We start from the raw sequence: 21,381 nt of genomic DNA, 5'->3' as shown, positions 1-21,381 counted from the left end.
CCTCCTAATCAAGAATTACAATGTTGAGTCCCTGTGAACTGTTTGACATCGGAATCAGCTTTGTTCTGCCGATTGTCAGCTCACCGTCAACTGTGGTTTTCTTCGTCTGAGTTTCGTCCTTGTTTAGGGTGAATATCTTTTCACCGTTGTAGTAGCCGGAAAATTCAGTGTTTGTAATTACTGTTTTCTGCGAGGACTTGCTGTTTGAAACCTCAATGCCTCTGCGGTCAATCTTTACCTCGTTTGTGTATATCTCGTTCGGTGCGGGCGACCAGTGCTGGATAATACTTCCGTCAGTAAGCATAAGGTCACTTACCGTAAGAGAGGTGTCACGGCTGTAAATGAATACCGTGATTTCACCGTCCGAAACATCGGGGAGTACAACGGAAAAATCTGTCCAATCAAAGCTGTCCTTTGTATTAAAAAGATATTCTCTTTTAACTCCGTTGTACTGAACATACATATATGCACTAAGCTGTGAATAGCTTTTCTTTGCTCTGAGTGACAGCACAAATGCTCTGTCGGCAACCGAGTTATACACACTTTGTGACAAGGTGCTTTCCGCACCGAGTACAAAAGCAGAACCCGAAGAGGTATGACTGATTACATCTGTATCGGAAAGTACAGTGACCAATCCCGAATACTCCCAATCATCCGAAAGTCCGTTGAGAGCCGATGAGTTTAAAAGATAGTTCTTTCCGCCCGTGGACTGCTCGTTGATTTTAAAGGAAATGTCCTCTGCGGTCTGCTCAAGTGTTGATGTTCTTTCGGTAATTGCGGAAATATTCTCACTTAGCTTTTCAGTATCCTCCGTTTTTGTGTAGGCACTGAGGTGAACCTCACCGCTTTCCAAATCCCACCATGAAGAATTATCAGCCGAACTGATTACTCCCGCCTTGATGATATTTGCCATAAGCGTTCCGCTTGTGATAAAGTTTGCCACGATTTTTCCGTCAGCCGTAATCGCAGTTTCATACGGGCCGTTGTATCCACTCTTTGAAAAACCTAAGCCACCGACATTCCACCGCCACACATTCCTTGCATCATACAGATTTTCGTTGTCAAGAATCAAAAGTTCATACGGCTTGCCTGTAACAGAATCCGTGTGCATAACAACAAAGCCACCTTGCTGACCTGAAATCAGCGAAGTGGCATTTTTAATAGCAGTATTCATAAGTAACGGAAAGCTGTCGGTTTCCTTTTTGATTTTATCGGTTGTACTTTTGATTTCTGCAACCGTATTCACAAAGTTTGATTTTGCCGTTCCGAGTGTGATTGATGAATATTTCTCGGCCAGTGCGTCATATACGGTTTCAATAACCTTCGTCTTTACCTCAATATTCATATCTGCGTGTCTGACGGTCACTGTGTCGCAGAGGTTCACCTTTTCGAGGAACTGCGAATATTCGGGCTGTTGCCATAGCGGTTCAAACGACACCTTCACCGTGGGAGTTTCGTCACCGAACGGATTCTGTTTGATGTATGACTTAGCCTTTGTTCGAAGTGTGTCCTCGGTAACGGTTTCTCCGTTCTTAAAGAATGACGAAAAATCCTTGATTAAGGTTTTCTCTCTCGCATATTTTTCGACAACAGGAAGTACGGCTTCCGAAAGAGTAACCACATTTTCGGTATCACCGTTCTTTACAACCGCATAGGGCAAAAGGTGTGTATATACCGATGAAAAATCATTGTCCTGCTCAAGTGAGGTGAGGTTCTTGCCGTATTCAATTACCACACCGTTATCCTTACCACGCCTTGAGTGGAGAATGACATCAAACATATCCCATTCGTATTCACCGCCCCACACATCAAGGACTGAACCTTCCGTACCGCCCAGAACAGCACGAACGCTCATCGGCCTGTCGACTGAAAATGCCCTTGGTGCAGAAAGGTCAGTTTTGCAATTAAAGCTGTGATGTGATGAGGTGCTTGAAAAAATCCTCTCGAGTGCAAGCTGTGGTGAAACCGATTTGCTCTCAAAGCACAACACGCCAATGCCCGACAAATCATATGAAATATGCTGTGCATACACTGTGATGATGCCGTTCATCGGCGTGGTTATTCTGTATATGCGAAACGGCTGTGACCTTGATTTGTCATTCGGCTTAACGAGTATAACCCTGTCGTTTTTAATCTCATCAAACAATGCACCGTGCAGAGGATATTTCATCACACATTCAAACGCACCGTTTCGCTCCTCTGTAACTTCGCAAAAGGTGCAGTCCGACAGCACACCGATTCCGTAGGTGTCAAACTCGGTTTCATCTGCTCTGTATAAAATCGGCATCATAACGAACACCACCTTGGAAATACTGAACCGTCTGTTATGCCACCGCCGAGAATAAACCTGTTTTCGCCCTTTACAAGCAAAGGAAAACCCGTGCCTGTAACCGTATCATTTTTCAGCGTGTTGTCTTTGTAAAAGCACATTTTTTCGCTGTCAATCTCAATGAACTCGTCAATATTGCTGAATGTCCATTCGTGTCTGCCGTTTTCGTTATCAATGGTAAGCGTACCCGTACCGTTGCCGTTAAGATGAATAAGCGGTCTGCTCTCAAAGCTGTAAGGATTCACAAGTACGGTTTCACCCCTTGACGGCAAGGTCACTCTGTAAATATCCTCGCTGACCTTCTCGAGAGAATACCATGCAGTTTCGTCACTGATAAATGTATATAGGGCAAACCTTGCATTCTCCTTTTTCCAGTTTTCGTTTACCTTAAGATATATTCTGCTCTTGTCGGCATCTGAATAGTAGTCCCAGTCGCCGTCTGTCCACGAATTTGTATTCAGTACAAACATATTCTTACCACTCGGCACAACAAGGTCTGCCGTCTGATTCCAACGGTTGCTCCAGTCGTTTTCCGGCTTTGAACCGTCCATTCTGCAAAAAATCATATACGGAAAATTCAGCACCACATCAATGCTGTGCGGTAACTCACCGTCAATGTCATATCTAAACGGCTTGCAGTTAAAACTTACGGTAAACACACCGATTTTGTTGAGCTCATCTTCAATGTCAAGCGAGGAGTACACATTCTTTCTCTGTATATGAAGCCCCATATCAGATGACCTGATGCCGTTGTATTCAAAATAGTTCACGCAAATACCATTCCTTTCCTTTTGGCAAACTGACCTGCAGTTTCCATAATCTCGTTTGTAAGCTGAGAAATATCGTCATTTGAGTAGTTGTTGAAATTTGCAATATTCAGCACAAGCGAAAGACCGCCGACACCGCTGTTTAAGCCTTGTGTGTTGACGGAGTTTTTTACATTTCCGTCAATGCTGAAATCAGTCGGCAAAGCAGTTTTCATATCATCAGTAAGTGAGTTCATAACACTTGAAACATCACTGCTCACACCCTCGGCGGCACGAACAGCCATATCACCATTCTTGTCAATAGAGCCGGCAAGACCCTTGACGAGCATTTCGCCAACCCATGCCATTTCCTTTGACGGTGAGTGAATACCGAAAAAATCGCAGATGCCGTCCCAGATACCCGAAATCCAACCGCTGACTGAATCCCAGAGCCACGATGCAAGACCGCAGATACCGTCCCACAAGCCTTTTACAATGTTACCGCCAATTTCAACAATCTTGTACATAAGTGAACCAAAAGCCTTTACAATGCCTTCAATAATCTTAGGTACTGCCTTTACAATTTCCTTAATGATAGTCGGCAGATTCTTAACAAGCGAAATCAACAAATCAATACCCGCCTGAATTATTGCCGGAATATTGTCAATAAGAGCATTAACAATGCCCGAAATGATGTCGGGGATTGCATTCACGATTGTGACGATAATGGTGGGCAGAGCCTTGACAAGTGAAATGAGCAAGTCAATGCCTGCCTGAATAATCTGCGGAATTGAATTTATTACCGCATTTATAATTCCGTTGATAATCTGCGGAATTGCCTTGACTATTGATGTGATAATATCGGGCAAAGCACTCACAAGAGAGGTCAGTAGCTTAATGCCCGTCTGTATGATTTGCGGTATTGAATTTAAAAGAAATGTAACTATGCCCATAATAATCTGAGGCAGTTTAGATATGAGGTCGGGAAGTGCATCAAGAATACCCTGTGCAAGTGCTGACACAAGTTCAAGTCCTGCGTCAAGAATTGACGGCAAGCTGTCCAGAAGTCCCTGTACAATCGTCATAACCGCATTGACCGCAGTAGGAATTAGTGTAGGCAGTGCATCTGCAAGGCCTTGTACGAGAGTTGCTACGAGCAAGGTTGCCGACTCAATCAGCAAGGGCAGATTTTCAACAATTGCATTTGTAATTGTTAATAAGGCTGACACCGCAACGGGAATCAGCTGTGGCAAAAGCTGAAGCAATCCCTCAAGCACCTGTGCAAACAATTCTGCAAGAGTTTCCAGAACCGTGGGGAGCATTTCACCTGCCGATTCAAGCAGTGTAGTAATTACTGTCGGCAAGGCGGAGATGAGATTTTCCACAATAGGCGAGATGTTTTCAAGCACGGTCTGAAATGCCGTTACAACATTTTCACACAACACATCAAGGTCAGCGTTTGCGTCACCAAATCCTACCACAAGATTCGTAACTGAGGATTTCAACGCATTAACCGAACCCGAAATTGTACCATCCGCCTCTTTTGCAGTAGTGCCGGCAATATCCATACTCTCCTGCATAACATGGATTGCATCAACCACATCGGCATATGACGAAATGTCATACTTCACACCCGATATTTTCTCTACGTCAGAGAGAAGTCTTTGCATTTCCTCTTTAGTACCGCCGTAGCCGAGTTTAAGGTTATCGAGCATTGTGTAATTTTGCTTTGCAAATCCCTGATATGCATTCTAAATGAGCGACATATCCGTACCCATCTTGTTTGCGTTATCCGCCATATCCGTGATTGCCATATCGGCATACTTTACCGACTTGTCCGTATCACCGCCAAGCGACTGAATGAGGCTTGCTGAAAAGCCTGTAACAGTTTCCATATAGTCATTTGCAGAAAGGCCTGCCGTTTTATAGGCATTAGATGCGTAGCTTTGCAGCTTCTGCGATGAACCCTTGAAAAGCGTATCAACACCGCCAACAAGCTGTTCATAGTCGGCATAGGCATTAACTACTTCCTTGCCTAGCTTTACGGCTGTTGCGGCCGCCGCAGTGACCACCGCACCCATCGCAACGCCCACACCCTTGAGTACCGAACCAAGCTGTGAAAATCTCTCCTTTGACTTATCCGCTTTGTCGCCTGCGTCCTTGATTTCATCGCCCATATTGTCAGCACTCTCGGCAGTATCATCAAGCTGACCGTCAACCTTTTCAAGAGATTTTTCCGTACTCTCAATATCCGCTTTTGCCTGTTCAAGTGCAGAATTATTACTGTTCAGTTCACGCTCCATACCGTTGAGTGATGCCTGTGCGTTGTTGAGCTGAATTTGCCAGCTTTGTGTTCTTCTGTCGGTTTCACCAAAGGACTCTGATGCATTTGCGAGTGCCTGTCGCAAGGTTTCAATCTTCTGTTTTTGTGCGTCAATCTCCTTATTAAGAACCATATTTCTTGCAGACAAAGCCTGAACGGAATTGTCATTCTTATCAAACTGCGAGGACACAAGCTTCATCTCAGAGCCAAGCACCTTAAAGCTCTGATTGATTTCAGCAAGCGCTTTCTTAAATTCCTTTTCACCTTCAACACCGATTTTCAGTCCAAAATTATCTGCCATTCTGTCACCTCCTCGTTTTGGATATAAAAAAAGAGCCTTTCGGCTCGTGCTATATATGAAAAGGAGCAACCATAAGGTCACTCCTTTTGTTTTTATAGTCAAATAAATATCAGTTAATTTCTTATCATATCGTAGGTTATTTTCTCTTTTCCAATACAATACTTTGATGGGATTATATAATTGTCAGGTAATCTAACGATAGGATTATCGTTATCAAACATATATTTAGTGTCTAATGAGTTGTATTCGGCTAATCGCTGAAGAATACACCTAATCAAGTATTTTTGCTTTTGATGTAGGGAGTATTTATCGTTTGTATCGAATACAACAATTTCCATAGGCAATCTATATTCATAGCAATAATAATCACTATGTTCTGTGTAATCTTTGCCAAGAGAATTGCATTCTATGCACTGTATTAATTGGTTTAAAAATTCAGGCATAGAGTAAAGCATTCTTGCGTATTCGTTTTTATACAATAAGTCTTTAAATGCAAAACCGTTGAAACAGAAATCTTCTCTTCCTTTAATGTATCCAAGTCTAACTTTCATATAACTTGAATTGCCATGCCAACACCTATCCCAATCAACTTCTTTTCCTTTGTAGAAAGTTTCGATATGCTCTTTACCTTGTGAAAATTCTATATTAGCTCTTTTCATAAAGTTACTAAATGGATTTTCAGTTGTGAGTAAATTTAAGAGATTTCGACCTTCAGTTTCATCTTCTGTTCCATGAAGACGTCTTGAAAAATGAAACAGTAATATTTCATTAGGATAATTTTTAACATTTTGCCCTATGAAATCATCTAATCTTTCTATATAGTTGTCGTCAATTGCCGTTACATCTCCTATTCTGTCTAATTTATTCATCAAATCTTCTTCGGAAATATTAAATAAATTGCAAATTGATTGTGTCATACTATTTTTTGAACGAGTATCAATAAACATATAATTCACCTCTTATATTTAGTTTTGAGTTAACTCTTGGTACACATTATAGCATATTGATTATTTGATTTTCAATGGAAATATATTCAAACCCCTAACGGTATAACATCATCAATCGTCAAATCTCTTTTCGGCTTTGTAATGCCGTTGTATTGTCTATGACATTCCCATAAGTCGAGCAAGAGTCCAAAGGGCATCAGCCACACCTCATCTTGCGAAAGATTTAAATGTGCAAGTCCGTAATAAAGAAGTCGGGTAAACAGTTCATCATCTGTTACCCGACTTTCGCGTTTTTTGAGTCAGACTCGCTTTCAATATTTCTCTTTGTACCCTTGTGCATTGAGTCCATAATTGCATTCTTGTATTCTGCAAGGTCAAACGGTGAGGTTAAAAGCTCAACCTCGTCCTCAAAAAGCAAAGGCCTTTTGCTGTTCGGATTTTTCAGATTGTAAATCATAACGCTTTGATTTGCAAGCAAGGTGATAAGCCAGATGATTTCATCAAGTGCCATTTCAAAATTTTCACTTTTCATAAGCCTGTCACCGAGGTTTTCAAGTCCGCCGTATCTTTTGGCAATTTCCTTTGTTGCCCTTGTTGTGAGAATAAGCTCATAATCGTTTTCACCAATTTTAATAATACTTCCTCTGTCAGTCATAACGCACCTCCGTATTTATTCAGCATAGGTCGGCTCATACACTTGAGTGTACCAACCGCTGATTGTATCGCTTGCAACCCCTGTATCGTCCTCTGAAATTTCAGCTTTCCATGGGTGCTTGCCGAGCTTGTCAGCCTTGTTTCTGCGAATAACCGTACCCTCGATTGACGGAGTGGAAAACTCGATGCTTTCTCCCTTTGTGGTAAGGTTGGTTGCGGGAATGCCAAACTTCACTCTGTAAAGCCAGAAGTAACGATACTTGCCGTTCGCTTTCTTTGCACGAAAACCGATTGCAACGGGCGGTGCTCCGTCCTCAGATGCGGAAACCAACACCTTGTTTTTGTCGATTGTCGCACCGGTCAAATCCTCTGCAACGGCTGTTCCGATGTTGTCAATACCGAGTGTGAGCGTACCGCTCTGAAATTCCTTTACAACCTCTGACGCACCGTCATCGGCATAAAGTGTTGCCTCGGCAAGCTCTACCGAAAGTTCCGCACTCATCGCCTTTGCAAGCGGAACAGGTGTATCGTAGGTTTCGTTTCCGTCAGAGTCCTCCGTGATTTTTGCGTAATACAGCTTATCAAGTCCAATTGTTGCCATAATCTATCTCCTCCAGTTCATAAGTTTTTAATGCGTCAATAGCATAGTGATGATAGCCCGTGTCGCTCTCATAACCGATATACAGTCTGTCGGTAATTGAAATATCACTCTGAAAAAGAGCGGTCACAAGCTTGTATTTAAGTGCAGAGTAATTACCCTTTGAAAATATAGAAATTCTCACTTCCTGTCTGTCAAAGGTCGGCATATTGTCGCAGTGCATATCAAAACCATCCGAAAGCGGTGTGAGAACAATGTATTCGTCAGGTGCTTTGCCTGAAAAAACACCTGTTTCAACCTTGATGTTCAATCCCTCTGCAATACTCTTGATTTCAGCAAGCAAACTCATATGCTTCTTACCTCCTCATCAAGCGTGTTAATCATAACTGTCATACACTCCTTGCGTGACGCTGATTTTGCGGGTTTCATAAACGGCTTTGGTGGCTGACCGCTTTTGCCGTATTCAATTATGCTCGCAATTTTTGCATTGCGCTCACCATTTGTTCTCGGCTCTGAAAAGCCTATCTTGATATTCAAATTGCCGTTCTTGTCCGACAAAACAGGGGACACGCCGAGCGAGTGTTCAAGCTCACCCGTGGAGCGTGACTGCGTTTTTGTGTCCTTACCGATGACATTTCTGAGATTTGTCCTCACCTTTTTAAGAACAACCTCAGCACCGGCATTGAGTACCCTTTCACACACTTCATCTGTTTTGTCACCTAGTCTTGAAATCTTGAGTAAAAACTCCTCCGGCATTTTCATTGTGCATCTAGCCACTTGCTTCAACCTCCTTTGCGAGAATTTCAAGATACATTCCTCTGCCTTTTACATTCTCAACAGAGGTGATTTCAAACCGCTTTCCGTCACGAAGGATGAGCATATCGGTTGTAACCTCAATGTGCGGAATACACCTTAGGCGAAACAGGTCAGTCGCAACGGAAAATGTCGCCATATTTGCCCACCGTTCACTGCCGTGTCTGGCCTCACGATATGCTCTCACTCTTGCAACCGTTTTCAGCCTTTCATTTTTAAAGCCCTCATCATCGGTTTCAATCACCTTTTTCATAATTTCAACAGGTGTGTTCATCTTTCCACAACTCATATCTACACCTTCCAGTTCCTGTCAAGCCTTAAAAGCAAATTGACCGTGTTCCACACCTGCGCCGATGCATTTGTGCTGTCAGCAAAGAATCCCCCCGTTGAGCCATCTCTGCTTTCGTAGAAATGGCTCGCAAGCATAATAACTGCCTGCTCGGTAGTTGCAGGCATTGCGTGTGTGGAGTAGTAACCCTCATCAATGTGTTGATAGCTTTCGGCATAGGAAACCGATGCAGTGATGTACTGCTCAAGAAGTGCATCGTCCTCAGAATGTTCAAGTATGAGATTCTGCTTTACTTTTTCTAAAAGCCTGTCAGTCATAAAAGCACTCCTTAACCGCCTGTAGAAACTGTACCCTTCATTTTGAGAATCTTAACTGCCTCCGGAACAATAAGTCTTGCATCAACTCTTTTTGTCGTAAGGAAACCTACCTGTCCGTTTGCTGCATATAACTCATTGAGTCGTCTAAAGGTAACACCCTGTCTGTCACCAATCCAGTAGTAGGAAAGGTCACCGAATGCAATCGGCTTTGTACCCGATGCAGCATTTGCGATTGATGAAGATGTGTAAACAGGCTTACCGAGAAGTGTGTCGGTTTCACCATCCTTAATAGATGGTTGCCATAAATACTGACCGTTGCTGTCCTTGAGCTTTCTGATAATATTTACAGTGCTGTCATTTAAAAGCCATACACCATTCTTACGGTACGGTGCTTTAAGGCTGTAATAGAGGTCGATAATCTCATCAGCCGTAACATTAACAGTTGAGCCGGCCGTTACACCGACTTCGCCACCCTCAGTATCATTGAAAATACCATAAGGCTTTGAGCTGCCGTCACCGATAACAAAGGCTTCCTCTTCAGCTTCACCGATTCGTCTTGCAAACTCCTGATTAAAGTAGCTTTCAAGGTCGAACGCAGAGTCGTTTAAAAGCTCTTCAGATACCTTGATTAAAGCACACAGCTTATGCGCACCGATTGTTTTCTGACCGAATGATGTATCGCTGTCGGTGATTGCAGCGTTCTCCTCAGTCCACATTGCCTTACCTCTTGTGGCAACAACAGGGATTTTGTGTGCGTTTGACGCTGTTGTAAATGTATGTGCAAGCTGACGAATTACAAGCTCTTCATCAAGTGCCTGAACAAGTGTGTTTTCAAAGGTTTCCGGTACAAGAAAACCGCCCTCGCTGTCAACACCCTCACTGAGAATGTTTCTGACCTCCTGCGTTGAGCGGTTTCTCATCTGATTCCAGAATGCTTTGTTGTACTTTTCAGAAGCTGTGCCTGTTTTACTCTCACGATTGACGTTATCGGGTTTTGAAACAAGCGGTGTGCTTGTCGGGAGATTTAACTCTCTTTCAAGGTCGTCTGCTCTTTGCTGACGCTCAATCTCGTGACCGAGGTCAACAATATCCTTTTCCATCTTTTCATAAGCTGCGGTATCTTCCGCCGAAAGAATACCGGTTTCGTTTCTGTGGGAATCAAGAAATGCTTTTGCCTGTTCCCAAATTTTTGCTCGTTTCTCACGAAGTTCGTTAATTTTAGCCATAGTAAAATTCCTCCTTAAGGTTTTAATAAATTAAGTCTTTTTTCAAGGTCTGTGATGTCTGTTCCTGTGTTAGCACCGGCATTTGCTAAATAGTGTGATTTAAGTTTATTTTGAAGAGCCACACTCACTGCTCTGCGTGAAAACAGGATAGAATCCGATGCTTTGTTTTTCTCCTTTTCATCTTCATTAATTTTCTTGTCGGGTTCTATAATGCTGTCTGCAAATCCGAGTTCAACGGCTTTCTTTGCATTCATCCATGTTTCTTCCTCCATAAGACGGGCAAGCTTTGCTCTGCTCATTCCTGTTTTGATTTCATAAGCATTTATAATGCTCTCCTTGACCTCCTCAAGCATTTCAATAGCCTTCTGCATTTCGTTGTGGTCACCCATTGCAACCGTAGCCGGATTATGAATCATAAGCATTGAAACAGGGGACATCATCACATTATTTCCAGCCATAGCAATTACAGATGCAGCACTTGCGGCAATACCGTCAATCTTAACGGTTACATTGCCTTTGTAATCCATCAGCATATTGTAAATCTGAGCCGCAGCCACACAATCACCGCCCGGAGAGTTAATCCAAACTGTAATATTACCCGAGCAGCTGTTTAACTCGCTTTTAAAAAGCTGAGGAGTGATATCATCATCAAACCAGCTTTCTTCCGCTATTGTTCCGTTAAGAGTCAAAATTCTCTCTGTCGGATTACTTTCCGTCAGGTTCGTCCATTTCCAGAATTTCTTCATTTTCTTCCTCCTTGTTATTGATATTTGCAAATGCTCCTGCGTTGTTAAGAGGGAGCATATTTCCGTTTACAAGATATAAATCGCCACCTTTTTCCGTTGGAATACGGTCGAGATTTTCAAGTTCTCGTATATCGTTTGCCGACATCCATCCGTTCTGCCTTGCCGTAGCATAGCCACTCATTCTGCTTGCATAGTCACCACGCAGAAGTCCATCCACATTAAACTTCACAAAGTACGAACTTTTTTCGTTTCTTGAAAGCAAGGAGCGGGAAATCGACTGCTCCCAACGCACTATCCACGGCTCAAGTGTGTACTTCACAAATTCAAGTGACTGCTGTTCAATATTAGAAAAGCTCGATTTTTCAAGGTCACCCACCATATGCGGAGGCACTCTGAAAATTCGAGCTATCTCATCTATCTGAAATTTTCTGGTTTCGAGGAACTGCGCCTCGTTCGGTGAAATTGAAATCGGTGTGTACTTTAGTCCCTCCTCAAGCACGGCAACTCTATGACTGTTGCCACTTCCTGCAAAGGCGGCATTCCACGAATCACGAACCTTTGACGGGTCTTTAAGCGTACCCGGATGTTCAAGCACACCGCTGGGTGACGCACCGTTTGCATAGAACTTACTACCGTATTCCTCGGCGGCAATGGCAAGACCGATTGCGTTCTTTGCCATTGCAATAGGCGAGTATCCGACAAGTCCGTCAAATCCAAGTCCGGCAATATGCAAAACCTCATACGGTGAAAGCCTTACCGTTGCACCTTTCATTGTTCTTGCGTCATCGGAGCTTGTGTTGTACTGATAGTAAAGATTACCGTTTTTATCTCTGTCAACTGCCATTCTGTTCGGCATAAGAGGATAGAGGGCAACAACATCGCCCTTGCCATTTCTTATGATTTGTGCATAGGCATTGCCCCACAAAAGCAGATGAGTCATCAAGGTTTCTCTAAAAGCAAATGAAGTCATTTCGGGATTAGGCTCATCGTGCAAAAGAAAATACAACGGATGTTCAAGTGCCTTTTCTTTGCTCCCGCCAGAATTGTATCTGTAAAGGTGGAGAGGAAGTCCTGCAACCGCCTCGGACAAAATTCTTACGCAGGCGTATACCGCAGTCATCTGCATTGCACTTCTTTCTGACACACATTTGCCTGCACTGCTCTGACCGTAGAAAAATCGGTAGCTGCTGCCCACCGTGCTGTTTTTTGGCTTATCTCTTGAACGAAACAAACCGCTTAAAATACCCATAAAACCACCACTCCTTTCGTAAAATGGGCAAAAGAAAAACACCTCTTTTGAGATGCTTTGAAAAATATATTTACTTTTTATGCTCATATATATCTGCATAAAAATTGACTGATGTCATATAAACAACAATCCTCTATTATCATAAACCGATGCACAGTTATTGTTTCCACAGCGAATTGCTCTGTCAAGTGCCATAATTGTAGCAATCGCACCGTCAATTTTCTCCGTGGATTTTTCTTTGTCTGCCTTTATGTTGCCGGCAGGGTCAGTTCTGACAAATATGTTATCCATATTCCAGCGGAGTACAGGGTGTCCACCGTGTGCAATTCTCTGTTCAAGCGTCAGCTTCATAAGCTCCTTTGTGGGTGGTGACATATCCTTAAATCCCTGACCGAAGGGAACAACGGTAAACCCCATACCTTCAAGGTTCTGTACCATCTGAACCGCACCCCAACGGTCAAATGCAATCTCTCGAATGTTAAATCTCTCACCGAGCTTTTCAATGAATTTTTCTATGTAGCCGTAGTGAATAACATTACCCTCCGTGGTCTGCAAATATCCCTGTCGCTCCCACACATCATACGGAACATGGTCACGCTTTACACGCAAATCAAGCGTATCCTCGGGTATCCAAAAATACGGAAGAATAACATACTTATCCTCTTCATCAAGCGGAGAAAATACAAGCACAAATGCGGTAATATCCGTTGTGCTTGAAAGGTCAAGTCCACCGTAACAAACCCGTCCGCAGAGGTCATTTTCATCGACTGCAAAGGAACATTTATCCCATTTGTCCATCGGCATCCAACGAACAGCCTGCTTAACCCACTGATTAAGTCTTAGCTGTCGAAACGAGTTCTCTTCACTCGGATTTTGCTTTGCTGATTCGCAAGCGGTTTTAACTTTATCCATTCCGATAGTTTCACCCAGAGATGGATTGCATTTTTTCCAGACCTTCGGACTTGTCCAGTCCTCGTTATCATCAGCACCGAAAATGACAGGATAGAATGTAGGGTCGATTTTTCGCCCGTCAATAATATCCTGTGCCTTTTGATGAACCTCATAGCAGATTGAATGTGTATCTGTGCCGGCTGTTGTGATCAGAAAAAAGAGCGGCTGCATTCGTGCATCACCGCTACCCTTTGTAAGGACATCATAGAGTTTTCTGTTCGGCTGACTGTGCAGCTCATCAAACACAACACCGTGAACATTAAAGCCGTGCTTGCTGTATGCCTCGGCGGATAGCACCTGATAAAAGCTGTTTGTAGGTTCGTAAATCAGCCTTTTCTGTGATGCAAGTATCTTTACTCTTTTGTTCAGAGCCGGACACATTCGCACCATATCGGCGGCAACATCAAAAACGATTGACGCCTGTTGTCTGTCAGCAGCCGCACCGTAAACCTCGGCTCGCTGTTCACCGTCACCGCAGGTGAGCAGAAGTGCAACAGCCGCAGCTAATTCAGACTTGCCGTTCTTTTTCGGAATCTCAATATATGCAGTGTTGAACTGCCTATATCCGTTAGGCTTTAAAATGCCGAAAAGGTCACGAATAATCTGCTCCTGCCAGTCCATAAGCTCAAACCGTTTACCCGCCCAAGTGCCTTTGGTGTGGCACAGACTTTCGATAAAGGCAACGGCAAAGTCAGCGTATTCCTTATCGTAATAGCTGTCCTTTGCTTTAAATTTTGTCGGCTTGTAATTTTTAAGTTTTCTCAAAATCTCACCTCCGATAGGGCATAAGAAAAGCACCGATTATTTCTAACCGATGCTTGATAATTATTATTTTTTTGTTTGATAAGTCAACAAGAGATTGCTTATTGATTTTCTATTTTATGTATTAGAGTGAGAGTAGCCGTAATTATAGTAACAACATATGTGGCTTCAGATTTATTCAATACATTGTTATCATGTGCGTAACTTTGAGAATTTCTAATTTTATTATATTTTTCAAATGTAGATATGCTCATTTTTAATGTTTGAACAACAAAATCAGATTGAAACACATTATTCTCTTCATAATACTTTGAAAGTGCCCCAGCTAAATTATGAAGAGGGTAATTATTTCCCTTCTCGTCAGCAACAGGGATATTATGTCTATTACAAATATTCCTTAAAAATCTCGTTGAATATGTATGTAGTCTATCAAGAACCAAGGTTGGTTCATCCTTACTAAGTGCATCATAAATATCTCTGGATAGTATTTCGAATGTTTCACCCTGTTCTTCGGGGAGATTTATTTTAAAATCATCATCGGAAATAATATAGTATACCTCTTTAACAAGATATCCTGACACACTTGGCTTAAGTGCTTTATTAATAATCTTTTTTAAAAATTCGTTTCTTGATTTAAGTAAACTAATATCTTTTTCTGAACCCTCAAAAGTAAAGTCAACCGCTTTTTTGTCCCAAGTATCTCCTCTTAGCCCTGCATAATATGCTAAGCCTAAATCCTGATATTCATATTTACATCGTTGAAACGCTTGTGCCACATCAGTACTTCTGTTTTGTTGTAAAAACTGAATCAAACTACTATTAAAATTATTTGGCAATTCATAAGTGAAATCAAACTGTCCCATATTTTACCTCTATCGACTAAATTGTATAATAACGAACCTAAATAAAATACGATTTATCTTTCATCCTCATATGAATAATTCTATCAGTTATATTTTTAAAGTCAATACACAACAAAAAGAAAACTCAGATCAATTCACCTCTCACACCTGTGAATAGTATCAAGAATTTTCTCCTGCTCCTTTTCATCAACACCAATGCTTTCGAGGGCCTCTCGTGTGCCACAGTCGGGACAGATAACGGTTAAATTGTCTGCCCTTGAAACTGCACCGTGTCCGGAATAAACCCCGCCACAACGGGGACAGGTGCGTAACTGAACAAGGTTATCGGTCATTTTCGTACAGCTCCTTTGACTTGTGATAGGCATTGAGAAGTATCTGCTTGTCAAAATAAAAGGTATCGTAACCGTCAAGGCAGGTGTTGAGGTAGAAAAGGCTTGGTACACCGATTTGCCTTTCCTCGTGCATAATGTAGGCGAAGGCGGTAACCGTTCTGCGATTGCCTGTTCTGATGCCCTTGTATTGCACCTTGATATCCTTCTTGTAGTAGAAGGTCGGATATCCCTCATAACGGTCAAGTGCTTTTTCATCGGTCTTATCGACCTCCCAAATTACCACAGGCACAATGGCATTTTCTTTTTTCTCAATGGTAAGGTACGAACCCGACTTGCTCCCTTTGAAAAGCAACTCCCAGCCTTTCAGCTTTGCCGTACCTAGAATTTTTGCGTTCGGACATCTCGTTTTCATCTGCCTTACATTTAGGTTACTTCCGTAGGCTATGTATAACCTTTTCATAAAATCAATCCTTTCCGAAGATATGTTCTTCTACCACCTTAAGACCGCCAAAGCGGTCAGTGGGGCATTTAACCTAATCACTTCAAGCAACTCTGCCGTTCCTAAAAGCCGTGTCGCCCGAAAGTCTGTTTGTGAACACATCTCTCGCTGTCTTGAACTCGTCACCGATAAAGCCAAGTCGCAAAAGCCAAGTTCTCATTGCGTATTTTGGATTTTCTGTTTGCTGAGGTTTTGCACTTGCCGACTTAACTTCCTTTGCCATTTGGCTGAGTGCCAAGCAAAGCTGAATGTAGCTTTTAAGCTGTCCGGCGTGAAGTCCATTCTGCTTGCCGTTTGCGGGCTTGTCAAATTGGAAAAGTCTGAATTCAACCGTTCCCTTTGTAAAGGTTGCGTGGAGGTTGAGCATATGGTATCTACTTCCATTGTAATGGTGACTTCTGCCGTAGTTTTCATCATGGCTCTTGTACCATACATCGGCAAGTTGTGACATCGTTTCAGGCCTAGTTCTGTTGACCTGTTCCAAAAAGCGTGGATCTACCGTTTTGCAGTATCTTCTTATTCTCACCTCGTCAAGGTTTAAGGCGTCAATCAAAAGCTGTTCGTGGCTTGCCATAATGTTTGCAAGGTTTCTGATTGTCTTTGCCGTGTGGCCTTTTGCACCGATGTGAATGTGTACTCCGCAACCTCTTGTTGAGTCGCTCTTTGCACCCGCTTTTCTTAATATCCTTACAAGCTCCTGCAAGGTTTCAATGTCTGAATAGTTTAAAATTGGTGTGACCATTTCGCATTTCTCACTGTCAATTCCTGCAATGCTGACATCTTTTTGGAATTTCCACTCTCTGCCTTGCTCGTCATATGCTGACCAAGTGCAGTAGCTGTTTCTGTCGGCTGTGTTTTTGTATCGACCTGTTCCGAAAAATTGTGAGGCAAGCTTTGCAGCCTTGCTCCTTGAAATGCTGTTCATTTCAATCTCAACACCGATTGTCTGCTTTTTCATTTCCTCAATCTGTCTTGCTGTCTTTGTATTCATAATGTCCTCCGTTGCTTTAGGCTTTTCTTTGCCTTTTGTTGACTGTATATTACCGTCATTACGGAGTAATAGCAATACGATTACTACACAAAGATACACTCAATATATTGTGTATTTGTGAGATGAATATTCTATATATAGAAATGACGAGTATAAAAAATCTCACTGACAATCTTATCATCAGTGAGATATGTATTTATTTTTCATTATCACAGATAGTTTTTGTCGTGTGCAGTTTGCGTACTTTGTCAATTCCATAAATTACACTAAGACCGCTTCCGTTATCCCAGTTAACAAGCAGACTGCCTGTATCATCAACACCTTTTACAATACCTTTTGTACCTAGGGGTGGTGCTTGAAAGTCATCCATGCTTACAAGCTCAACTCTTGTGCCGACAGGATATACTTTCCTTAATTTTTCAACCGTTCCTTTGTTTGGAAATTTCATAAATATTACCTCCTCGATTTAGTAATATATATATCACTCTGAAATGGAGAAAAATCAAGATACGAAAATCGAGAACAATTAGGAGATTTTTTCATCTTCTTGTGTAGAACTGACAATGCGTGAAAGTACAAAAACAACACAGGGGAGAGCTACACCGTTGCCCCACATTTTGTATTCAGCAGAATCAGTATGAGGATTTTTAAGCCACTTGATTATCTGCTTGTCAGTTTTAGGCTTTTTGCCGTTGATTTCAGCGTATGTGTTAAAAACGTTTCTCCAGAAATCAATTTCCTCATCGGTAGTTTTTTCAGTTTCAAGACCACTGCACCACCAATCTGGAAAGCCTTGAAGTCTTGCACATTCTGTCGGCGTTAATCTTCGTACTATGTAAAGGGGTTCTTCACTTACAGTCGGCGGATCTTTGAAATCTGATGCAACAAGAGTATTCGCTATGTTTTTCTCTGCAATTGTGTGATATGAGTTTTTACTGGTTGAATACACTGAGTGTGCAACAGCACCCGGACCTCTTGCAACCATTGTGGGCTGTAGTTCGGATTCAACCACGAAATTATACTTTGCGTTTACACCTTGATTGAAAGCTGACCTGTCGATACCGTAAGATACAGCATGTCTGTCCGTGGCATTGAGCGTAAAACTGACATCTTCGTTTACACCGTTTCCCTGTGGTCCATTTTCGTCTTTTCTGCCAATCATTGAACCTTGAATACTTACTACTGCGACTCCGCCTTGATTTGAATCGGGCGAGTTTCCGCCTGTATCAATCGTTCTAGCTGTTGTTGTAGGATAGCAATTATGTCTTGCATTTTTTGTCCCTTCAGAAGTGAATCTGACATCAAAACATTTTGAACTTTCAATTACGAAAGGTTGGTTGTTTCCGCCTGTGCCATATGTAGAAAGAACGGTGGGTGCTTTTTCAATTGGCCCTGTATATCGTGTGTCTTGACTATGATTTTCAAACATCACTGCTCCGGGTACTGTGCCGGCACGAAGTGTAGGGGAGATTTCCTTTTCATAGCCTATACTTCGACTTTTAGCTGAATGTTCTGTGCAGAAACCGGCTGAATCAATAACGCAAGGCGGGTGATGTGCCTCAGCACGAAGTGTGCAAGTCACATCTTCGGTAATATCCATTCTGTTACCGCCTTGGTTATTCAAAACTACTCCGTTTCTGCCTGTAGACATTCCGCAGTTTGCACCGATTGTAGAAGATACATTGCCCGTCAGTTTTGCATTGTATCCGTCAAAGCCTGTTGCTCCAATGCAATTCTTAACATCTGTGGTAGCTGTTTTCCTCTGGCTGACGCTCTGCGTAAGATTCCCAGACAAGCTTTCTGACTCAAATAGTATTTTGTCGGCACATTCGCCTGCAAAATCTGCGACAAGGTAGATTCTCTTTCTTCGTTGGGGCACTCCCCAGTATTGAGCATCAAGGACTCTCCAACAAACGGAAAACGCATCTCCCATGATTTCCCCTGAGTTAGTCCATTTTCCACTTTTAGGTTTAGAAACAGATAGTCTTTCATCTTTGATTTTGCAGATTTCTTCGAGGACTGTCTTAAAGTCCTCACCTTTGTTTGACGAGAATGCTCCAGGGACATTTTCCCACACAATGAATCTGGGATATTTTCCATTTGTTTTACACCTCATTTCCTTGATTATTCGTATAGCCTCGTAAAAAAGGTTGCTTCTTGTACCGCATAATCCTTCTCGTTTACCCGCAATGCTCATATCCTGACAGGGACTTCCGAAGGTGATGATGTCAACAGGGGAGAGAGTTGCTCCGCTTAATTTTGATACATCACCAAAATGTTTCATTTCAGGTATTCGCTTGGTTGTTACACGAACAGGAAAAGGCTCAATTTCCGATGCCCACAAAGGAGTAACACCGCAAATCAAGCCTCCGAGCGGAAACCCGCCACTGCCGTCAAACAGACTGCCGAGGGTCAGCTTTCTATTCATTTTCAACCTTTGCTTTCTTAACGAGTTCAGAGTATGAAACCTTTTTGCCGTTACGGACAACAAATACATTTTCAGAAGTACCAACCTGTTCAATGTAACGCTTTACAATTACATCGCAATATTTCTCATCAAGTTCAATGGTATGGCAAATACGATTTGTCTGTTCACAGGCGATAAGGGTACTGCCACTTCCACCGAATGGGTCAAGTACGATACAATTGCTCATACTTGAATTTTTAATTGGATATGCGATGAGGGGGACAGGTTTCATTGTCGGATGGTCACCGTTTTTCTTCGGCTTATCAAACTCCCATATTGTGGTCTGTTTTCTGTCTGAATACCACCGGTGCTTTCCGTTTTTCTTCCAACCAAACAGACAGGGTTCATGCTGCCACTGATACGGACTTCTTCCGAGAACAAGACTCTGCTTTTTCCAAATACAAGTACCTGAAAGATAAAAGTCTGCGTCAGCAAATGCCTTTCTGAAATTTAAACCTTCTGTATCTGCGTGGAAAACATAGATACTTGCATCATCAGCCATAGCATTTTTTATACAAGAGAATGCATCGAAAAGAAACTGATAGAACTTATCACTTTCAAGATTATCATTCTTAATTTTCCCCGCACTGCCTTCGTAGTTTACATTGTACGGCGGGTCTGTAACAACGAGATTTGCTTTCTTGTCATTCATTAGAATCGTGTAGGACTCTTCTTTAGTACTGTCACCGCAAAGTAGTCTGTGATTTCCAAGTAACCAGAGGTCACCGTTTTTTGTGATTGTAGGATTTTTGAGTTCTTCTTCAACATCAAAATCATCTTCTTTTGCGTCATCGGCAGTATCAAAAAATCCCGCAAGCTCGGTTTCGTCAAATCCGGTCAGACTCAAGTCAAAATCAGCACCTTGCAGTGATTCAATTTCTACCTTCAAAAGTTCCTCGTCCCAGTCGGCATCAAGGGCCATTCTGTTATCGGCAAGTATGTAGGCTTTCTTTTGTGCATCGGTAAGGTAGTCTACAAATACACAAGGCACTTTATCAATTTCCTCTTCTTTTGATGCCATAATTCTGCCGTGACCGGCAATGACATTATAATCTCTGTCAATTATTACGGGGTTGATAAAGCCAAATTCTCTGATTGATGCTCTCAGCTTGTTGATTTGCTCCTTTGAATGTGTCCTTGCGTTATTCACATATGGAATCAGCTTGTCTATGTCAACAAGGTTCATCTCCGATACTCTATTCATATTGCATTTTCCTTTCCTCCATCAAAACACAAAAGCCTTTCTTTGCTCCTGCTATGTTACCGTGAAGTGCCTGTCCTCTCAAGGTTAAAAGCTCCTGCCTTTTCAGCCTGTGTTTATATCTTTTAAGTGTTTTTAAAAATTGTGTCAATTCGTTCTGTTCGTTCATCATTTCATCTTTTTCCTGAGCAAAAGTTCCATAGTATCGTTCGGATTATCCTCAAACGGTACTGTGCAGTTTTGCTTTACAATATCATAAATTTCGTACCAAATAAGGTTTGCACTCTTTTGGTACTGCTGGCTCATCTGTACGAACGGCGACGAGATTACTCCGCCCGTGGTCGGGTGCTTTCCAAGCAAGCCGTAGGTGCTCGTTGCCTCCTCACACTGAATGTATCTTGCAAATGCCTGAGCATACGCTTCAATCAATCTCGGATTGACAAGCCGTTCACAACCACGCTCTTTAAGCCACAACCAAGTTTCCTTGTATATCTCATCTGCTCCGAGAGGCACTCCGTTCTTCTGTTTTGCCGAAAGATAGTCTGCCGGTTTTGGCATATCCGTGCCTTCAACAACCGCACCTTCGGGCAGGTCAACCGCCTCCAGTTCCGCACTCGTAAGCACGGGTATATCGTTTTCCATTAGCCGAACAGCCTGACCTTTTTGCAATTTTTCCGCAATGGGCATTGGCTTGTCACCGGCTCGAACTCGTCTGCCACCTCTGTTTGTACCGTCCTTTGCCATATAAAATCACCTTCTTTCACAATTTTTAATACC

24 protein-coding genes are annotated in these 21,381 nt (G+C 42.4%); all 24 read right to left on the bottom strand.

The genetic code is table 11. The annotated features are described in order from the left end of the window. Positions 1 to 4: 4 nt before the first annotated feature. The 24 genes from AAAY30_RS04375 to AAAY30_RS04260 all read right to left on the bottom strand — a co-directional run bounded on the left by AAAY30_RS04375 (position 5) and on the right by AAAY30_RS04260 (position 21,348). Positions 5 to 2,290 (bottom strand): phage tail spike protein, encoded by a 2,286-nt coding sequence (locus tag AAAY30_RS04375; protein WP_499215864.1) that lies wholly within the window; start codon positions 2,288 to 2,290, stop codon positions 5 to 7. Beyond that, complete coding sequence (locus AAAY30_RS04370) at positions 2,287 to 3,099, bottom strand: hypothetical protein (RefSeq protein WP_499215863.1); 813 nt, start codon at positions 3,097 to 3,099, stop codon at positions 2,287 to 2,289. The genes AAAY30_RS04375 and AAAY30_RS04370 overlap by 4 nt, the downstream gene beginning before the upstream one ends. Further along, on the bottom strand, positions 3,096 to 4,790 hold the full coding sequence (locus tag AAAY30_RS04365; RefSeq protein ID WP_499215862.1) for a phage tail protein: 1,695 nt from the start codon (positions 4,788 to 4,790) through the stop codon (positions 3,096 to 3,098). The genes AAAY30_RS04370 and AAAY30_RS04365 overlap by 4 nt, the downstream gene beginning before the upstream one ends. Before the next feature lie 36 nt (positions 4,791 to 4,826). After that, entirely contained in the window at positions 4,827 to 5,699 is an 873-nt protein-coding gene (locus AAAY30_RS04360) for a hypothetical protein (protein WP_499215861.1), read from the bottom strand. A 113-nt stretch (positions 5,700 to 5,812) separates the two neighbouring features. Then, entirely contained in the window at positions 5,813 to 6,646 is an 834-nt protein-coding gene (locus AAAY30_RS04355) for a hypothetical protein (RefSeq protein WP_293641605.1), read from the bottom strand. Positions 6,647 to 6,920: 274 nt separating this feature from the next. Next, complete coding sequence (locus AAAY30_RS04350; RefSeq protein WP_293641603.1) at positions 6,921 to 7,301, bottom strand: hypothetical protein; 381 nt, start codon at positions 7,299 to 7,301, stop codon at positions 6,921 to 6,923. Positions 7,302 to 7,316: 15 nt separating this feature from the next. Next, on the bottom strand, positions 7,317 to 7,901 hold the full coding sequence (locus AAAY30_RS04345; protein WP_293641601.1) for a major tail protein: 585 nt from the start codon (positions 7,899 to 7,901) through the stop codon (positions 7,317 to 7,319). After that, positions 7,882 to 8,247 carry a hypothetical protein gene (locus AAAY30_RS04340; RefSeq protein WP_293641599.1) on the bottom strand — a complete coding sequence of 122 codons (366 nt, stop codon included), beginning with the start codon at positions 8,245 to 8,247 and terminating at the stop codon, positions 7,882 to 7,884. The genes AAAY30_RS04345 and AAAY30_RS04340 overlap by 20 nt, the downstream gene beginning before the upstream one ends. Beyond that, on the bottom strand, positions 8,244 to 8,675 hold the full coding sequence (locus tag AAAY30_RS04335; RefSeq protein ID WP_293641589.1) for an HK97-gp10 family putative phage morphogenesis protein: 432 nt from the start codon (positions 8,673 to 8,675) through the stop codon (positions 8,244 to 8,246). Before AAAY30_RS04335 ends, AAAY30_RS04340 begins: the two co-directional genes overlap by 4 nt. Further along, positions 8,668 to 9,000, bottom strand: coding sequence for a head-tail adaptor protein (locus AAAY30_RS04330; protein ID WP_293641587.1), 333 nt, complete (start codon positions 8,998 to 9,000; stop codon positions 8,668 to 8,670). Before AAAY30_RS04330 ends, AAAY30_RS04335 begins: the two co-directional genes overlap by 8 nt. Before the next feature lie 2 nt (positions 9,001 to 9,002). After that, positions 9,003 to 9,317, bottom strand: coding sequence for a head-tail connector protein (locus AAAY30_RS04325; protein WP_022234054.1), 315 nt, complete (start codon positions 9,315 to 9,317; stop codon positions 9,003 to 9,005). Positions 9,318 to 9,328: 11 nt separating this feature from the next. Then, a complete protein-coding gene (locus AAAY30_RS04320) occupies positions 9,329 to 10,543 on the bottom strand; it encodes a phage major capsid protein (RefSeq protein ID WP_022234053.1) in 1,215 nt (404 codons plus the stop codon). Positions 10,544 to 10,557: 14 nt separating this feature from the next. Further along, a complete protein-coding gene (locus tag AAAY30_RS04315; RefSeq protein WP_117704972.1) occupies positions 10,558 to 11,289 on the bottom strand; it encodes a head maturation protease, ClpP-related in 732 nt (243 codons plus the stop codon). Further along, on the bottom strand, positions 11,249 to 12,538 hold the full coding sequence (locus tag AAAY30_RS04310; protein WP_022234051.1) for a phage portal protein: 1,290 nt from the start codon (positions 12,536 to 12,538) through the stop codon (positions 11,249 to 11,251). Before AAAY30_RS04310 ends, AAAY30_RS04315 begins: the two co-directional genes overlap by 41 nt. 114 nt (positions 12,539 to 12,652) lie before the next feature. Then, on the bottom strand, positions 12,653 to 14,254 hold the full coding sequence (locus tag AAAY30_RS04305) for a terminase large subunit (RefSeq protein ID WP_022234050.1): 1,602 nt from the start codon (positions 14,252 to 14,254) through the stop codon (positions 12,653 to 12,655). A 98-nt stretch (positions 14,255 to 14,352) separates the two neighbouring features. After that, entirely contained in the window at positions 14,353 to 15,114 is a 762-nt protein-coding gene (locus tag AAAY30_RS04300) for an abortive infection family protein (RefSeq protein ID WP_293641574.1), read from the bottom strand. A 134-nt stretch (positions 15,115 to 15,248) separates the two neighbouring features. Further along, entirely contained in the window at positions 15,249 to 15,446 is a 198-nt protein-coding gene (locus AAAY30_RS04295) for a hypothetical protein (RefSeq protein ID WP_022233881.1), read from the bottom strand. Further along, positions 15,436 to 15,906, bottom strand: coding sequence for a gamma-glutamylcyclotransferase family protein (locus AAAY30_RS04290; protein WP_022233880.1), 471 nt, complete (start codon positions 15,904 to 15,906; stop codon positions 15,436 to 15,438). The genes AAAY30_RS04295 and AAAY30_RS04290 overlap by 11 nt, the downstream gene beginning before the upstream one ends. Before the next feature lie 82 nt (positions 15,907 to 15,988). Further along, positions 15,989 to 16,936 (bottom strand): amidoligase family protein, encoded by a 948-nt coding sequence (locus tag AAAY30_RS04285; RefSeq protein ID WP_293641564.1) that lies wholly within the window; start codon positions 16,934 to 16,936, stop codon positions 15,989 to 15,991. 196 nt (positions 16,937 to 17,132) lie between these two features. Further along, positions 17,133 to 17,384 (bottom strand): DUF4314 domain-containing protein, encoded by a 252-nt coding sequence (locus AAAY30_RS04280; protein WP_022234819.1) that lies wholly within the window; start codon positions 17,382 to 17,384, stop codon positions 17,133 to 17,135. A 78-nt stretch (positions 17,385 to 17,462) separates the two neighbouring features. Continuing rightward, on the bottom strand, positions 17,463 to 19,364 hold the full coding sequence (locus tag AAAY30_RS04275; RefSeq protein WP_293641560.1) for a DNA cytosine methyltransferase: 1,902 nt from the start codon (positions 19,362 to 19,364) through the stop codon (positions 17,463 to 17,465). Further along, a complete protein-coding gene (locus tag AAAY30_RS04270) occupies positions 19,357 to 20,607 on the bottom strand; it encodes a site-specific DNA-methyltransferase (RefSeq protein WP_293641558.1) in 1,251 nt (416 codons plus the stop codon). Before AAAY30_RS04270 ends, AAAY30_RS04275 begins: the two co-directional genes overlap by 8 nt. Beyond that, positions 20,600 to 20,776 carry a hypothetical protein gene (locus tag AAAY30_RS04265; protein WP_296152185.1) on the bottom strand — a complete coding sequence of 59 codons (177 nt, stop codon included), beginning with the start codon at positions 20,774 to 20,776 and terminating at the stop codon, positions 20,600 to 20,602. The genes AAAY30_RS04270 and AAAY30_RS04265 overlap by 8 nt, the downstream gene beginning before the upstream one ends. Next, positions 20,773 to 21,348 (bottom strand): P27 family phage terminase small subunit, encoded by a 576-nt coding sequence (locus AAAY30_RS04260; protein ID WP_499215860.1) that lies wholly within the window; start codon positions 21,346 to 21,348, stop codon positions 20,773 to 20,775. The genes AAAY30_RS04265 and AAAY30_RS04260 overlap by 4 nt, the downstream gene beginning before the upstream one ends. Positions 21,349 to 21,381: the final 33 nt, after the last annotated feature.

This window comes from Ruminococcoides bili (assembly GCF_040093295.1).
Lineage (GTDB): Bacteria > Bacillota > Clostridia > Oscillospirales > Acutalibacteraceae > Ruminococcoides > Ruminococcoides intestinale_A.
This window is presented reverse-complemented; position numbering and strand designations above follow the sequence as displayed.

What these genes read in the sequence shown, in the direction of transcription:
- AAAY30_RS04365 (WP_499215862.1), bottom strand. Translation starts at nt 4,790, where the DNA reads ATGCTCGATAACCTTAAACTCGGCTACGGCGGTACTAAAGAGGAAATG.
- AAAY30_RS04350 (WP_293641603.1), bottom strand. Translation starts at nt 7,301, where the DNA reads ATGACTGACAGAGGAAGTATTATTAAAATTGGTGAAAACGATTATGAG.
- AAAY30_RS04275 (WP_293641560.1), bottom strand. Translation starts at nt 19,364, where the DNA reads ATGAATAGAAAGCTGACCCTCGGCAGTCTGTTTGACGGCAGTGGCGGG.
- AAAY30_RS04330 (WP_293641587.1), bottom strand. Translation starts at nt 9,000, where the DNA reads ATGAGTTGTGGAAAGATGAACACACCTGTTGAAATTATGAAAAAGGTG.
- AAAY30_RS04280 (WP_022234819.1), bottom strand. Translation starts at nt 17,384, where the DNA reads ATGAAATTTCCAAACAAAGGAACGGTTGAAAAATTAAGGAAAGTATAT.
- AAAY30_RS04325 (WP_022234054.1), bottom strand. Translation starts at nt 9,317, where the DNA reads ATGACTGACAGGCTTTTAGAAAAAGTAAAGCAGAATCTCATACTTGAA.
- AAAY30_RS04315 (WP_117704972.1), bottom strand. Translation starts at nt 11,289, where the DNA reads ATGAAGAAATTCTGGAAATGGACGAACCTGACGGAAAGTAATCCGACA.
- AAAY30_RS04285 (WP_293641564.1), bottom strand. Translation starts at nt 16,936, where the DNA reads ATGAATACAAAGACAGCAAGACAGATTGAGGAAATGAAAAAGCAGACA.
- AAAY30_RS04260 (WP_499215860.1), bottom strand. Translation starts at nt 21,348, where the DNA reads ATGGCAAAGGACGGTACAAACAGAGGTGGCAGACGAGTTCGAGCCGGT.
- AAAY30_RS04355 (WP_293641605.1), bottom strand. Translation starts at nt 6,646, where the DNA reads ATGTTTATTGATACTCGTTCAAAAAATAGTATGACACAATCAATTTGC.
- AAAY30_RS04360 (WP_499215861.1), bottom strand. Translation starts at nt 5,699, where the DNA reads ATGGCAGATAATTTTGGACTGAAAATCGGTGTTGAAGGTGAAAAGGAA.
- AAAY30_RS04320 (WP_022234053.1), bottom strand. Translation starts at nt 10,543, where the DNA reads ATGGCTAAAATTAACGAACTTCGTGAGAAACGAGCAAAAATTTGGGAA.
- AAAY30_RS04290 (WP_022233880.1), bottom strand. Translation starts at nt 15,906, where the DNA reads ATGAAAAGGTTATACATAGCCTACGGAAGTAACCTAAATGTAAGGCAG.
- AAAY30_RS04295 (WP_022233881.1), bottom strand. Translation starts at nt 15,446, where the DNA reads ATGACCGATAACCTTGTTCAGTTACGCACCTGTCCCCGTTGTGGCGGG.
- AAAY30_RS04340 (WP_293641599.1), bottom strand. Translation starts at nt 8,247, where the DNA reads ATGAGTTTGCTTGCTGAAATCAAGAGTATTGCAGAGGGATTGAACATC.
- AAAY30_RS04265 (WP_296152185.1), bottom strand. Translation starts at nt 20,776, where the DNA reads ATGATGAACGAACAGAACGAATTGACACAATTTTTAAAAACACTTAAA.
- AAAY30_RS04270 (WP_293641558.1), bottom strand. Translation starts at nt 20,607, where the DNA reads ATGAATAGAGTATCGGAGATGAACCTTGTTGACATAGACAAGCTGATT.
- AAAY30_RS04300 (WP_293641574.1), bottom strand. Translation starts at nt 15,114, where the DNA reads ATGGGACAGTTTGATTTCACTTATGAATTGCCAAATAATTTTAATAGT.
- AAAY30_RS04375 (WP_499215864.1), bottom strand. Translation starts at nt 2,290, where the DNA reads ATGATGCCGATTTTATACAGAGCAGATGAAACCGAGTTTGACACCTAC.
- AAAY30_RS04310 (WP_022234051.1), bottom strand. Translation starts at nt 12,538, where the DNA reads ATGGGTATTTTAAGCGGTTTGTTTCGTTCAAGAGATAAGCCAAAAAAC.
- AAAY30_RS04345 (WP_293641601.1), bottom strand. Translation starts at nt 7,901, where the DNA reads ATGGCAACAATTGGACTTGATAAGCTGTATTACGCAAAAATCACGGAG.